Here is a 13,763-nt window from a genome sequence, read left to right on the forward strand (position 1 = left end):
TGAAGTAGATGACGAAATTAAAATGTCAGGTTGCCATAGTAACCGGTGCTGCCGGAGGAATCGGTAGGGCTATAGCTGATAAATTCACAAATGAAGGTTATGCCGTTGTTTGGGTAGATATTGACTTCAGTCAAATAGAAAAAAGAAGAAGCTTTTTGAAAAATGCCCACTCACATCATCTGCTCCTGGAAGGTAATTTAGAAGATATCAGTTTTTTACAAACCATTGTGGATCAGAGTATGGCAAAATGGGGACAAATTGACGTGTTGGTAAATAATGCTGCCTGGCGGAAGCCGGAGAGTTTAACGCATACCAGTTTGGAGGATTGGAATCGGACTTTAGCTGTAAACATTACTGCTCCGGCCTTTCTATCCAAATTTGTTGCTAAAGCACTCTTGCTGAAAAAGAAAAATTGCGTTTTTGTAAATATGTCGAGTATCATGGCCCACATGGTATCCGGTTATGCAACGGCATATACAGTGTGCAAAGGTGCCGTAGAAAGCCTGACTTATGAATTGGCAGCCTTATATGGCCCTCATGGGTTTAGATCTGTGGCCTTGAGACCGGGAAGTGTAACAACGAGCTTAAGCAATGACTATACTGATCCGGATGGTGAAAATATCAGCCATGCAATTCTGACAGAAATTGAAGGACGTACACCTCTGGGTAGATCTGCAAATCCGAAAGAAATTGCTGAAGCTGTATTTTGGCTGGCTTCCCCGCAAGCCAGCTTTATTACCGCCACAACTTTAGATATAGATGGTGGCCTGCTTCGTAATTTTAATTCTTACGCGTTAAAGAAACGCCTTAAACCGAATGAATTTTGAAAGGAATCTGGAAATATAAAAACTTACTGCCAGCAATAGAGGATATCAATCAAATCACCTTAGGTGAAGGGAATACCCCGCTATTGCGCTCTAGGAATATTGGTCCTTCACTTGGACTGGAGAATCTATACTTTAAACTAGAGAATTTAAATCCTACTGGTTCTTATAAGGATCGTTTTGCAGCGATGGTGGTTTCAAATTGCCTGCAACAAAGGAAAGGTGCTATCCTGGCGACCTCAAGCGGAAATACTGGTGCGGCTCTGGCAGCTTATTCGGCTGTAGCAGACTTGAAATGCCTGGTTGCTTTAGTTGATGGTGCCCCCTTTGGAAAGATCCAGCAAATGGGCGTATATGGCTCAGAATTGTTGATGATCAAAGGGTTTGGAATCCAGGACTTGCGAACAAAAGAGGTAATGGATCATTTGAAAGAACTAGCTGTAGCCAGAGACTATAGTTTGGAGATCAGTGCCTATAAATTTTCAGCACTGGGAATGGAGGGCGTGCAAACCATAGCTTTCGAAATTGCAGATGTGCTGCCTGAGGTAAAACATGTCTTTGTACCTGCCGGTGGCGGAGGTTTATTCCTATCTGTCCTGCTTGGCTTTTCAAAATGGCAAACCAATGAAAATGAGCAGGTCAGGCCAATGATGTGTTGTGTGCAACCTTCAGGTAATGATACCATTGCATCTGTTTTAATGGGGAAACAGCATGTGCTTAAGTCGCTGGCCACAAGTGCAACCTGTATTAGTGGATTGCAGGTTCCGTCACTTTTAGATGCTCAGGCTATTTATGACTTATCATTAAACCATTCTTGTAATGGAGCCATTGTGGAAGATGAGGAGGTTTTCTTATACCAGAAATTACTGGCTCAAAAAGAAGGTATATTTTGTGAACCTGCCGGAGCTGTAGCCTTAGCTGGTTTGATAAAAGCAATGGAAAGAGGAGAAGTTCGGGCTCAGGATCCCGTGGTTTGTTTGGTTACAGGGAATGGTCCAAAGGATTTAAAGGCGCTGGATCAAATTTATACGAAAGAGGATTGTGAGTATGCCGAGGATATGTTCCAAACAAAGACAATCATTGAAAATAAATTAAATAAATAAGATAAAATTATGGAAAAAGAAGTTATTCAGGGTGAAAAAGTACCAAATAGTCACTTGCCCTTTTCCGCGGGTGTTAAATGTGGTCAATTCCTTTTTATTTCTGGTCAGGCATCGGTTGATTTGGAAGGAAAAATTATCAGTGGAACATTTGAAGAAGAATGCAGACGTTCTTTTGATAATTTAAAAAATATTGTAAATGCTGCAGGGTTAGAAATGTCTGACCTGGTGCAAGTACGTAATTATGTGGCTGAAGATAAAGACTTACCAGCCTTTAATGAAATCTATAGAGAGTATTTTGTTGCTCCATTTCCAGCGCGTACAACTTTGGTGGCTTGTATTGGTTCGGTGCTTAAGTTTGAGGTGGATGCAATGGCATTTTTTAAATAGAAATGATGAAAAAACGTGTGGCCATATTGGGTATTTATCATGAGTCAAATACTTTTAGCCTGGGTATTACCAACTGGGCTGATTTTGCTGATGGACATCTTTTTTATGGAAGCGAAATTATAGCCCGATATGAGCAGGCACATCATGAGATTGGTGGATTTATTGAAGGTATGGATTCAGCTGATGTCGAATTAATTCCGATTTTTTTTGCAGATATCATTCCTGGAGGAAGAATCGATAAATTGACTTATGAGCGTTTGAAAGCTGAGCTTTTAAAGGCCTTGGAACCTGTTTTACCCGTAGATGCAATTTATGTTGCTGCACATGGAGCAGCCGTAAGTGAAGAAATTAGAGACGTAGATGGAGATTGGCTGCAGGTATTACGGAAAAAAGTAGGGCAGGAAATTCCAATTCTTGGCTCCTTGGATCCTCATGCGAACGTGAGTATCGCCATGAAAAATGCCACAGACGCATTGATCGCTTATGCTACGAATCCTCATTTAGATCAGAGAATGACAGGTAAAAAAGTGGCTGATTTACTTAAAAAAATCCTCTTTGATCAAATTCGGATTAAACAGGAGCTGATTCAATTTCCAGCCTCTATCAGTATTGAACAGCAAGAGACAGCTGTAAATCCTTGTCGTTCTCTTTATCGTGATGTACAGGAATTGCTAAATCAGGAGGAAATTATCAGTCATAGTATTATTCTTGGATTTCCATATGCTGATGTAGAGGAAATGGGAACAGCCTTGATTTTAATCACTGAGGCGTCATTCGATACAACTGCTTTGAAGACTGAAATCATGAAGCTGTTTCAAAGTTATTTTCCCCAGTTTATTGGGACTAAAATAGAGATTTCAGGGGTGCTGGAGAAGAAAGATAATTATGAAAAACCGGTGTTATTACTGGATATGGGCGACAATGTTGGGGGTGGGGCTCAAGGCAACAGTAGTTTCCTTTTGGATGCTATTGAAGCAGCAGGTTTGAGTAACGCCTGTATTTGCATCAATGATGCTGCCCTGGTTGCTAAAGCAGTTAAATATACGCCGGGCGACTGGCTTTTACTTGATTTGAATACTGCAAATCCGGCTAATCGGAAAGCACCTTATGAGGTGTGTGTACAGGAAATAAAACCGGGGAAATTTACAGAGCTGATACCCAGACATGGTGGACAAGTTGATTATGATATGGGACAAACCGTATTGGTCAAAACCAGATCCCGCAATTTCATTGTACTCAGTTCTATACGTGTACCGCCTTTTAGTAGCGAGCAATTGCGAATTTTTAATATCGCCCTCGAAGAGTTGGATTGGATCATTGCAAAAGGAGTAAATGCACCAATTGCCGCTTACAGGGATATTTGTCCAACTTATTTTAAGGTACATACCCCAGGTGAGTGCAATGCTGATGCCACACAATTTAAATATCAATATCGAAGAAAACCAATGTTTCCTTTCGAAAAAACCGACAACTATGCTTAACCTACTCCAGCTAGACAAATTTAAAAAAGATGTATTAATCGATACCCCTTTTTATACCGAAGGGCCTGTGGTGGATAGCCTGGGCAATGTTTTCCTTACCAATTTATTGGGGGGGCAAATTCTCCGGATTGATGATCAATGTATGGAAGAGTGGGCAGCATGTAAAAGCCCGAATGGACAATTTATTGCAGCAAATGGAAATCATTTTGTATGTAATAGTTTAGCAGGGTCATTAGATTGCTTTGCGCCGAATGGTGAGTTCTTAAAAACCTGGCGTATTGCAGAAGTTGACCATCATCTTATTCAATGTCCGAATGACTTATGGATAGAGCCAGATGATACCATTTTCTTTACAGATTCTATTCGGCATGAAGGTGCAGTGGTATGCATTGATAAAGCCGGACAAGCCCGGGTTATTGCGAGAAATCTGGATTACCCTAATGGTATTGTTTATGATGCCAAAAAAAAATGTTTGTATGTAGCCGAGAGTTTTAAAAATCGGATACTTATGATGGACCTTCATTTTGATCCTCCCCAGGTTCAGGTATTGGTGGATCTTCCTGAAAATCCTTCAGGAAAAGAAGCTGATAATTTGCCAGATGGATTAGCCTTTGACGAAAACGGAAATTTGTGGATTGCACACCATGGGATGGGATTAGTTCATTGCTTTGATTTCCAGCAAAACCAGCTCTTTTCCATGGAAAGTTTAATTCCATTGACCAGTAATATTCATGTAGATAATCACAGAATTATAATAACCGGAGGGCTTTCTGAGCCTGGTCCGGGAAGGGTGAGAATCATTAGTCGATAGTACCATGAAATACTTAACATTTGAAAGAATATTATTGTTAACCCTTATGATTTTACTAGAAACAACCCTATATGCTCAAAATAAATCTGCTTATGTCGGAAAGGATTTCCCCGAATTGCCCGATAAAATTGGATTTGCAGCAATGTATGCAGGCACAATCGATGGGGCGGTAATAGCGGCTGGTGGGGCTAATTTTTTGGATAAAATGCCTTGGGATGGCGGGGTTAAATCTTTTTCTGATGCCATCTATATCATTAAACCAGAGGTAGGCGAATGGAAAAGACAGACTCAAAAGTTACCGCTTAAAATGGCCTATGGTGTATCCGTTTCTTATGGCAGTGGAATGATATTAGCTGGCGGCTGCACTGAGGGGAATAAAAACATTAACGATGTGCTGCTGCTGACGGAAAAAGATGGAGCAGTCAGCATCAAACAACTGGCCTCCATGCCAGTCGCATTAGCAAATATGTGTGGTGATTTAGTTGGTGATTATTTATTTATTGCTGGTGGGTCGGAAAATTCAGCAGGCTTGCCTACACAAAATTTCCTGGCCTATGACATCAAAGGAGATCAATGGGAAGTTCTGGAAAACATTCCGGGTCCGGCCCGAATAAATTCGGTAAGTGCCTCTTCATCAGGCATATTCTACCTATTTACAGGCATTCAGATCACTCAAACATCACTGGGGATCCAACGAAAGGTATTGACTGATGCCTACTCTTTTTTTCCTAAATATCTTGGCAAAAAATTAATTGGAGGAACCTGGAAAAAATTAGCTGAAATGCCAAGAGGAATGGCGGCAGGACCCAGTCCTGCTCCAGTGGTTAAGGGGGAGCATATTGTACTCTTTGGCGGATTGGATCAGGAAACGGCTCAGCATGCTGAGCCTAAAACCCATCCGGGCTTCTTACCAGATGTTTTTCAGTATAATCTGATCAACAATACCTGGGAACCTGCAGGGCAATTGCCTAAACAGGAAGTTCGGCTAACTGTACCGACAGTCTTATACCAGGGACAATGTTTACTGATAAACGGAGAGATTGGACCGGGAGCTAGAACCAATAAGATTTACGCTATCGATTTAAAGAATTCAAAATAATAAACCTAACTAAATATGAACCAATATAATGAATCTCAAAGGCTTTTAGAAAGAGCAAGTAAGGTTTTGGCGGGAGGAGTGTCTTCGGAATTCCGTAAATACAATCATCCACATGCCTTATTTTATAAAGCCGGCAGTGGCTCCAGAATTACTGATGTTGATGGTAATGAATATTTAGATTTTACTTTAAGTCAGGGGCCCTTGATCTTGGGTCATTCTCATCCAGGAGTTTTAGCAGCAGTACAATCTTATTCGGCATTGGGACAGCTGTATGCTGGCCAACATATTCAGGAAGTGGAACTGGCTGAAAAACTTTGTCGGCATATCCCTTCAGCAGAACTGGTACGTTTTTGTTTAGATGGATCTGAAGCGGTGCAAACGGCCTTTAGAGTTGCCCGCGCCAAGACTGGGAAAAATAAATTCATACGTTTTGAAGGGCATTATCACGGTTGGTTAGATAATGTAGCCTGGGGGATTTCCAGCCCTGGACTGGAAGCACTCGGAGAGGAAGATCAGCCAAATTGTTATCCCTGGTCAAAAGGTATTTCTCCAAACAGCAGGGACGAGTTTATTATTTTGCCCTGGAATGATTTAGCTTTATTAGCGCAAACAGTAGAGCGATACAAAGATGAGCTTGCTGCCATTATTACAGAACCGATGATGTGTAATAATGGTTGTATACTCCCAAAAGAAGGCTTTTTGGAGGGAATGAGAACCATTTGCGATCGTTACGGCATCGCATTGATTTTCGATGAGGTGATCACTGGCTTTAGATTGGGCTTAGGTGGCGCACAAACTTATTTTAACGTTACTCCTGATCTTTCCATTTTTGCCAAAGCAATGGGCAGTGGCTATCCAATAAGTGCAATCGTAGGGAAAGCATCATGGATGGACTGTATTTCCAAATCTGAAGTGATCCATGCAGGTACAATGAATTCCAGTAATCCGACAATTGCTGCATCCTTAGCTACCATAAGCGTTCTGGAAGAGGAGCAGCCTTATCCGCGAATGTTTGAACTGGGCGAAAAGTTAATGCGGGGACTGGAAGATGCTGGAAAAGAAGCCCATCAAAATCTTAAAGTATATGGGATTGGGCCAGTATTGGTCACCTCTTTCTCTGATTTGGAGGATGTATTTAATTATCGTGACACCTTGCAAGCTGACAAATCAAAACTAAATACATTCATTACCGGTATGCAAAATCAAGGAGTCCGGATTATAGGTCGTGGGCTATGGTACATTAGTGCTGTACATTCAGAAAAAGATATTGATTTCGCCATTGAAAAAGCTAAATATGTGCTTGCGCATATGGGATAAAAACAAGACATAATGAAGTTAGCAACCACCAATACATCGATGAACACTTTTAGGCCCTGGCTTATTGTAGGGTTATTATTTATCATTGCGATGCTCAATTATATTGACAGGACAATGATTACCACCATGCGGGGCTCAATTGTAGGTTCAATTCCTATGACAGACGCTCATTTTGGCCTGCTGACTGCAGTATTCCTGTGGGTATATGGTTTATTTAGCCCATTAGCAGGGTTTTTAGCAGATCGTTATAGTAAGAGTAAAATCATACTTTTTAGCCTTTTTGTATGGTCGCTGGTCACCTGGATGACTTCTTATGCAAGTAGTTTTGAGGAATTACTGATTACAAGAGCCTTAATGGGGATTAGTGAAGCTTGTTATATTCCGGCAGCACTTTCCTTAATTATGGACTATCACAAAGGACCTACACGGTCTTTAGCAACGGGAATACATATGGCAGGTATTATGGCTGGACAAAGTTTAGGCTTTTTGGGTGGCTGGCTGGCAGAAAACCATACCTGGAATTACGCCTTTACTATTTTAGGGGTATTCGGGATCAGCTATGCTTTGATCATCTTCTTTTTCCTTAAAGATGCGCCAGATAAAGAAACCATAATTGAGGAAGAGCAGGAGCCTAAAGTCAATTTCGGACAGTCATTACGTGCGCTGTTCAGCAACTTCTCTTTTATTTGTATTGTTTTATTCTTCGGGTTAATTAGCATTGTTTCCTGGCTTATTGTGGGATGGTTGCCGACTTATTTCCAGGAGCGGTTTCAATTAAGCCAGACCCAGGCAGGGATTTACTCCACGGGATATGTTTTTACATCGGCAATTGTAGGTGTGCTGGTCGGAGGTTTTTTAACCGATTTATGGAGTAGAAAAAATTCTAATGCAAGGATTTATGTGCCTTTTATTGGCTTATGTATTGCTGCACCGGCAATCTTCCTGGCTAATTACTCTCATCTGCTTTCTATTTCTCTACTCTGCTTTATGCTTTATACTTTTTGCAAATCCTTTGTGGATACCAATACAATGCCAATATTAAGTATGACTGTCGACAACCGCTACAGGGCTACAGGATATGGGGTTTTAAACTTCTTTGGCACTTTGGTTGGTGGTTTCGGATTGTATTTTGGCGGTGCATTAAGAGATTTAAATATTGACCTAAGTACCATCTTCAAATTTGCTTCCGTATTAATTGTACTCGCAGCCATCGCATTGTATTTGGTTAGGCCTGGAAAAAAACGCATTGGAAAAGAAAGCATTATCAACATAAAACTAAACCTAAGTAAATGAAGTTCAACATAAGTATCAATAAATTTAGCAGACTGAGATTTTTTTTAATATCCATCAGTTTAATAGCGTTATTATCTTCAGCAGATCGAGCTGATTACAAATCGAAACCTCCAAAATTCAGGATCATCCATAATAATGATGGTACCGATGCGCTGGCGAATATGTGGTTTAATCGAAAACCAGATTTAACAAGAGAAGATATCAATAATTATGTTGATCTGGTTGCGGAAAGCAAGGTGGTCACCACATTTATGATGTGTACGGGGAGTGATTTCGTCTTTTATCGTTCCAAATATGAGCGCCCATTTGGGGATGATCTGAATGATTCGCTGGATTGTAAAGGAAGCGAATCTGAGCGTAAAGCTTTTAAGCAATATATTAAGAATTTCAAGAGCTTAGAAGCCGAGGGCACTGATATCATCGATGCCTCTTTAACACGGGCCAAACAACGCGGAATGGAAGCTTTCATCACCTTTAGGGTTAATGATCTTCATTTCGCGGATACAGCAACACATTGTAGGGTATCCTATCCCGATTTTTGGTTTAATAACCCGCAATATTGGATAGGAGAGGATAACCAGGGAATGAATAGTTCGAGGGCATTGGATTTTACGCATCAAGCGGTGCGTGACCATAAGCTGGCGATGATTCGCGAGCAGTTGGAGAAATATGAGATGATTGATGGATTTGATTTAGATTTCATGCGTTTTATTGTGCTGTTTAAGGCTGGTGAAGGTTCTTCTAAAGCTCATTTAATGACCTCTTTTGTAAAGACTGTGAAGTCGATGGTCGATTCTGTGTCTAAGGTTCGGGGAAAAAAAATCTTATTGTCTGTACGTGTTCCTATTACGGTTGAAGGCGCTTTGGAGAAGGGATTGGATGTAAAAGATTGGGTAAAGCAAGATCTCATTGATTTTATCTCTATTGGTGCTCATTGGCGAGGAGAAACCGCTATGCCTATCGCAAAGTTTAAACAGGATTTATTTGGTAAATCAAATAAAAGGATCCCTGTATATGGATCAATAGATGATGGAGGATATTTACCAAGAGAACTTTATTCAGATGGGATGTTCAAAGGAATGGCTTCGAACATACTTGGTCAGGGTGGTGACGGCTTATATTTATTTAATTTTTATTTTGCCAACTACGGAAAAGTTGATTATCAAAAAGCCCTAAATCCGAGCGGCTTAGTTTGCCGTACAAGATCTACACGTTTGCTTAATGAACTTGGGACTATAGATAAGCTGAACACCGCAAATAAAATCTTTTGTGCTTCGGATGGAGTTACCAACTCTTATGGGGTATTACAGGTTAGCGATCTTCCAATGGCTTGTGGAGTTGGGAAAAAAAGCACAGCGTCCATTTTTATTGGAGATCCTATAGATAAAAAATATCCAAAAGAAAGCATCCTGTTTCTTCGTACAGACCGTTCTTCCAGAATGGAAATTGAGGTAAATGGTTTGAAAATTACAGAAATACAGGCCAAATACCCGGAGGATTATGATAGAAATCATGGCCTGCAGGAAGGCGAGAAAATGGTTGCCTATGTGCTTCCAAAAAACTGCCTGATTAAAGGCGAGAACAAAGTGAGCATTGTTGCCAGGACACCTAATGTTTTTGTGGTTAAACGGTTAGAAGTTGCCTTGAACTATGGTGATGTGGCTGTAAATGGATATTTTTAATTAATAAATGTTTGGCTAATATGTACAAAATTTTAATCGCCCCTAATAGTTTCAAAGGAAGTCTTACAGCTGATGAAGCTGCTCATGCTATTGAACAGGGATTAAACCAAAGTAACCTCAAGTTTCAGTCTAGCAAATTTCCGATAGGTGATGGGGGCGATCATACTGCTTTTTTACTCACAAATCATCTAAAAGGTGATTTTGGCCATCACCTGGTTTTTGGTGCCTATGGCGATTTAGTGAATGCTCGTTTTGGACTCATAAATAATGGAAAAACAGCGATACTAGAGGTAGCAGAAACATCTGGATTTAAAACTATTAAAGGGGAGCTCAGACAGGTTTTACAGGCTGATACAAAAGGACTAGGACAGTTAATTGATCATGTTTTAAGCCTTGGTGTCTCTGAAATCATACTTTGCCTGGGAGGTTCTGCCACCATAGATGGTGGCATTGGTATGTTAACTGCATTGGGTGTTCGGTTTTTGGATGCAGATCATCATGTTATCGATGTGTATCCCGAAAATTTCTCGCAGGTAGGTTTTATCGACGTCACTGGATTAAAGCAAAGGATCAGCCACTGCAAGTTTAGGGTATTATGTGATGTCGATAATCCTTTACTGGGGGAACGTGGTGCTGCAAAAGTATTTGGTCCGCAAAAAGGAGCTACTGAAAAAGAAGTCATCTTATTAGAAGCGTTTTTGTCGAGCTTTAATAAGCTTACCATAAATACGCTGGGGAAATCTTTAGATCAGGTTAAATTTGGAGGGGCTGCTGGTGGTTTATCCGCCACATTAAGTGTCTATTTAAATGCAGATTTGCTGGAAGGAGCTGAGCACTTTTGTAAGATTACCGGTTTTAAACAAGCTTTGTCCAATGTAGATTTATTAATTACAGGAGAAGGAAGTATCGATGGGCAAACTTTAAATGGCAAAGCCCCTTATGTTGTGGCAAAACATGCTTTGGCTGCAAATATTCCGGTAATAGGCTTAGCCGGAAATATACCAGGGGTAGTACCCGCAGATCTGCAGCGATATTTTTCTATGTTATTGAGTATTGGAAATAAACCTGAATCTCTATTGTCAGCCATTGACCACACCTATGAAAATTTAGTCCGAACCTCAAAACAGATAGGTAATATTTTGTCTGTTTACAATAATGAATAAAACTCATGATCGCTTCAATACCATTAAAAAATAAACTTATGAAAATTATTAGCAGCATTGTGTTCATCGCCATGCTAACCATTTCGATAAATGTTCAGGCACAGTATCAGCCTTCATGGGAATCACTGGACAAGAGGCCTGTTCCTGAATGGTGGAAGGATGCTAAATTTGGCATTTTTATCCATTGGGGCCTATACGCTGTCCCCGCCTATGCGCCAACAACTGAGGTGAAGGGTATTTATGATAAATATGCTGAACATTATGAAAATAAGCTGTTGTCAAAAAATGAATTATTTGTGAATCATCATCAGAAATATTATGGTAACAACTTTACTTATCAGGATTTTGCGCCTATGTTTAAGGCAGAATATTTTAATCCCGATAAATGGGCCGATCTAATACAAAGATCCGGAGCAAAATATGTGGTATTAACATCAAAGCATCATGATGGTTTTTGCCTTTGGCCAAGTAAAGAGAGTCCGAAGTGGAATAGCGTGGCTATAGGCCCCCACCGGGATATCATAGCTGAACTCAGTACTTCGGTACGTAATAAGGGATTACATATGGGATTATACTATTCTTTACTGGAATGGAACAATCCACTTTATAGTCCGGCTACCATGAATAAATGGGTAGATGAGCATATGATTCCGCAAATGAAAGATCTGGTAACCAGCTATAAACCAGAGGTTATTTTTGCTGATGGGGAATGGGATTATACAAGTGATCAGTTTAAAAGTGAGCAATTCCTTGCCTGGCTTTATAATGAATCTCCTGTAAAACAGACTGTCGTTGTGAATGATAGATGGGGGAAGGAGACCAGAAGCAAACATGGAGGTTATTATACGACAGAATATGATGTGGTAAACAATGGAAAAGGAATCGGTGAAAAGAGTGAACATCCTTGGGAAGAAAGTCGCGGCATCGGGATGTCTTATGGATACAATCAATTTGAAACAGCTGATGACTATTCCAGCTCAAAAAAAATAATTGATTTATTGATCAATAAAGTTGGGAACGGCGGTAATTTACTGTTGAATATTGGCCCTGATGCCAATGGCCTTATACCAGTAGTAATGCAGGAGAGACTTATCAATATTGGCGAGTGGTTAAAAGTGAATGGAGAGGCCATTTATGGTAGCTCTGCATGGGAAAAAAGACCTCAGTTAAGTGATAAGTCTGTGTTTTTCACGATGAATAAAAATCAACTCTACGTATTCTGTACAAAATGGCCTGATAAGCCGATCACAATTAAAGGCATAAAGAGGGTTGGGAAAGTAAGTATGATAGGCGTAAATAACACTATAAAAAAAGCATTTAAAGGTAATAGCCTTACCATTATCCCGCCGGTTTTAAATCCTGGAAATTTGCCGTGTGAACATGCCTGGGTGTTTAAAGTGGAAGGTTTTTTATCAATGTAGTTACGGAGAAGAAAATATAATTTTTTAATAACTAGTATCTAATTAGTTGTTGGTTTTCCACATAACAAGTGAGATAACCATTGATGATAATTTATGATTCTTATTTGTTGTATTTAAGTATCGTGTAATCAATTTGTTATGGTTTGTGTCTCGGAAAATAACAGCAAAAAATCACAAAATAAAAATAAAGAAACCGCATCTGAAATGTGTTTCAGATGCGGTTTTGCATACTTTCTGGTTTTCTTTGTAACTCGGATAGCGGGGGTACCTCGTCATATTTCAATGAGGAAATAACTGAACACTTTTAAACACTTCTACATACTTATAATTAACAGAGTGCTAACTTTTACTTTAATTGGTCTAATCTTAATTTCAAACTTAAGGAATCCAAATCATTTGGTAACACAATAAAATGATCACAATTTTCTTTTGAAAACGAGATTAATGTTCCATCTGATTTTACAATTCCAGCTAAATCCAAAGGACGCCGGCTCAGTATGCCATGCGCAACTACTTTATTTTCTTTTATTATAATTAGCTGAACATTATGCTCTGCAACCTTAGCCATTTCAATTTCATTTCTAATGGCAAAAAAATTTTCTGCTTTAATTTTTTTTATTTGATCTGTTGATGTATAAGGGGGGATTATCCAAACTAAATCCCATTCTACATTAATTATTTTACAGAAATCTACTTTTCTAGGTTGATTTGTTAAATTTTTGGAAATTCCCAGAATATTTACATTTCTATCAAAATCAATAATTGGAACATTAGAACGATGCCCGCAAGAAGTAAATTGCAGTAATATTAAGGCAGTAAATTTAATTGTGTTCATAATTATTTGATTTGAAGGAGTCAAAACTCCGCCACTAATATACCTCAATTCCAGAGAGTGCATTAAATCTTGTATTGCAAGTATTGCCTGGGCCAAAGAATGAAATTGACTAGGCGCTTGGCTATTCCATAAGTCCATCTGAATTGAAATTGTTGAACCAGGATTTAGCTAGTGAGCGTTAGATAAAAATTTTGTGAGGTTCTCACCAATTGTTACGGTATTTGAAGCATTAAAATAAGCATGTCTAAAAGCGTCGGCCTTAGTATTGGCCTGATTTCCTGGGTATGTAGTTGCTGCTAAATCAAATACCGATTTGGTATCATCTTCGTCTTGAATAGACAATTCAA

General features: G+C 39.5%; 12 protein-coding genes. 11 read left to right on the top strand and 1 reads right to left on the bottom strand.

Features of this window, described 5'->3' with window-relative positions:
- Nucleotides 1–8 precede the first annotated feature (8 nt).
- The 11 genes from OQX61_RS13780 to OQX61_RS13830 are packed head-to-tail and all read left to right on the top strand — an operon-like array spanning nucleotide 9 to nucleotide 12,581.
- Nucleotides 9–827, top strand: a complete 819-nt coding sequence (locus tag OQX61_RS13780) for an SDR family oxidoreductase (protein WP_265842310.1) — start codon at nucleotides 9–11, stop codon at nucleotides 825–827.
- Nucleotides 824–1,927 (top strand): pyridoxal-phosphate dependent enzyme, encoded by a 1,104-nt coding sequence (locus tag OQX61_RS13785; protein ID WP_265842313.1) that lies wholly within the window; start codon nucleotides 824–826, stop codon nucleotides 1,925–1,927. Before OQX61_RS13780 ends, OQX61_RS13785 begins: the two co-directional genes overlap by 4 nt.
- Nucleotides 1,928–1,936: 9 nt before the next feature.
- Nucleotides 1,937–2,314, top strand: a complete 378-nt coding sequence (locus OQX61_RS13790) for a RidA family protein (RefSeq protein ID WP_265842314.1) — start codon at nucleotides 1,937–1,939, stop codon at nucleotides 2,312–2,314.
- Nucleotides 2,315–2,316: 2 nt separating this feature from the next.
- A complete protein-coding gene (locus OQX61_RS13795; protein ID WP_265842316.1) occupies nucleotides 2,317–3,795 on the top strand; it encodes a M81 family metallopeptidase in 1,479 nt (492 codons plus the stop codon).
- A complete protein-coding gene (locus tag OQX61_RS13800; RefSeq protein ID WP_265842317.1) occupies nucleotides 3,788–4,606 on the top strand; it encodes an SMP-30/gluconolactonase/LRE family protein in 819 nt (272 codons plus the stop codon). Before OQX61_RS13795 ends, OQX61_RS13800 begins: the two co-directional genes overlap by 8 nt.
- Before the next feature lie 46 nt (nucleotides 4,607–4,652).
- Complete coding sequence (locus OQX61_RS13805) at nucleotides 4,653–5,705, top strand: hypothetical protein (protein WP_265842318.1); 1,053 nt, start codon at nucleotides 4,653–4,655, stop codon at nucleotides 5,703–5,705.
- Between the two features lie 15 nt (nucleotides 5,706–5,720).
- On the top strand, nucleotides 5,721–7,022 hold the full coding sequence (locus OQX61_RS13810) for an aspartate aminotransferase family protein (RefSeq protein WP_265842319.1): 1,302 nt from the start codon (nucleotides 5,721–5,723) through the stop codon (nucleotides 7,020–7,022).
- Nucleotides 7,023–7,034: 12 nt separating this feature from the next.
- Complete coding sequence (locus OQX61_RS13815) at nucleotides 7,035–8,315, top strand: MFS transporter (protein WP_265842320.1); 1,281 nt, start codon at nucleotides 7,035–7,037, stop codon at nucleotides 8,313–8,315.
- Nucleotides 8,312–9,997 (top strand): hypothetical protein, encoded by a 1,686-nt coding sequence (locus OQX61_RS13820; protein WP_265842321.1) that lies wholly within the window; start codon nucleotides 8,312–8,314, stop codon nucleotides 9,995–9,997. Before OQX61_RS13815 ends, OQX61_RS13820 begins: the two co-directional genes overlap by 4 nt.
- Before the next feature lie 20 nt (nucleotides 9,998–10,017).
- Complete coding sequence (locus tag OQX61_RS13825; protein ID WP_265842325.1) at nucleotides 10,018–11,160, top strand: glycerate kinase; 1,143 nt, start codon at nucleotides 10,018–10,020, stop codon at nucleotides 11,158–11,160.
- A gap of 38 nt (nucleotides 11,161–11,198) precedes the next feature.
- Complete coding sequence (locus tag OQX61_RS13830) at nucleotides 11,199–12,581, top strand: alpha-L-fucosidase (RefSeq protein ID WP_265842326.1); 1,383 nt, start codon at nucleotides 11,199–11,201, stop codon at nucleotides 12,579–12,581.
- Nucleotides 12,582–12,927: 346 nt separating this feature from the next.
- Here the strand turns inward: OQX61_RS13830 and OQX61_RS13835 are convergent, their stop codons facing one another.
- A complete protein-coding gene (locus OQX61_RS13835; protein ID WP_265842328.1) occupies nucleotides 12,928–13,554 on the bottom strand; it encodes a hypothetical protein in 627 nt (208 codons plus the stop codon).
- Nucleotides 13,555–13,763: the final 209 nt, after the last annotated feature.

The organism is Pedobacter sp. PLR (assembly GCF_026239675.1).
GTDB lineage: Bacteria > Bacteroidota > Bacteroidia > Sphingobacteriales > Sphingobacteriaceae > Pedobacter.

Excerpts from the sequence above, each read along its gene's own strand:
- OQX61_RS13835 (WP_265842328.1), bottom strand. The coding sequence starts at position 13,554 with ATGGACTTATGGAATAGCCAAGCGCCTAGTCAATTTCATTCTTTGGCC.
- OQX61_RS13825 (WP_265842325.1), top strand. The coding sequence starts at position 10,018 with ATGTACAAAATTTTAATCGCCCCTAATAGTTTCAAAGGAAGTCTTACA.
- OQX61_RS13805 (WP_265842318.1), top strand. The coding sequence starts at position 4,653 with ATGATTTTACTAGAAACAACCCTATATGCTCAAAATAAATCTGCTTAT.
- OQX61_RS13815 (WP_265842320.1), top strand. The coding sequence starts at position 7,035 with ATGAAGTTAGCAACCACCAATACATCGATGAACACTTTTAGGCCCTGG.
- OQX61_RS13790 (WP_265842314.1), top strand. The coding sequence starts at position 1,937 with ATGGAAAAAGAAGTTATTCAGGGTGAAAAAGTACCAAATAGTCACTTG.
- OQX61_RS13820 (WP_265842321.1), top strand. The coding sequence starts at position 8,312 with ATGAAGTTCAACATAAGTATCAATAAATTTAGCAGACTGAGATTTTTT.
- OQX61_RS13810 (WP_265842319.1), top strand. The coding sequence starts at position 5,721 with ATGAACCAATATAATGAATCTCAAAGGCTTTTAGAAAGAGCAAGTAAG.
- OQX61_RS13780 (WP_265842310.1), top strand. The coding sequence starts at position 9 with ATGACGAAATTAAAATGTCAGGTTGCCATAGTAACCGGTGCTGCCGGA.
- OQX61_RS13795 (WP_265842316.1), top strand. The coding sequence starts at position 2,317 with ATGATGAAAAAACGTGTGGCCATATTGGGTATTTATCATGAGTCAAAT.
- OQX61_RS13800 (WP_265842317.1), top strand. The coding sequence starts at position 3,788 with ATGCTTAACCTACTCCAGCTAGACAAATTTAAAAAAGATGTATTAATC.
- OQX61_RS13830 (WP_265842326.1), top strand. The coding sequence starts at position 11,199 with ATGAAAATTATTAGCAGCATTGTGTTCATCGCCATGCTAACCATTTCG.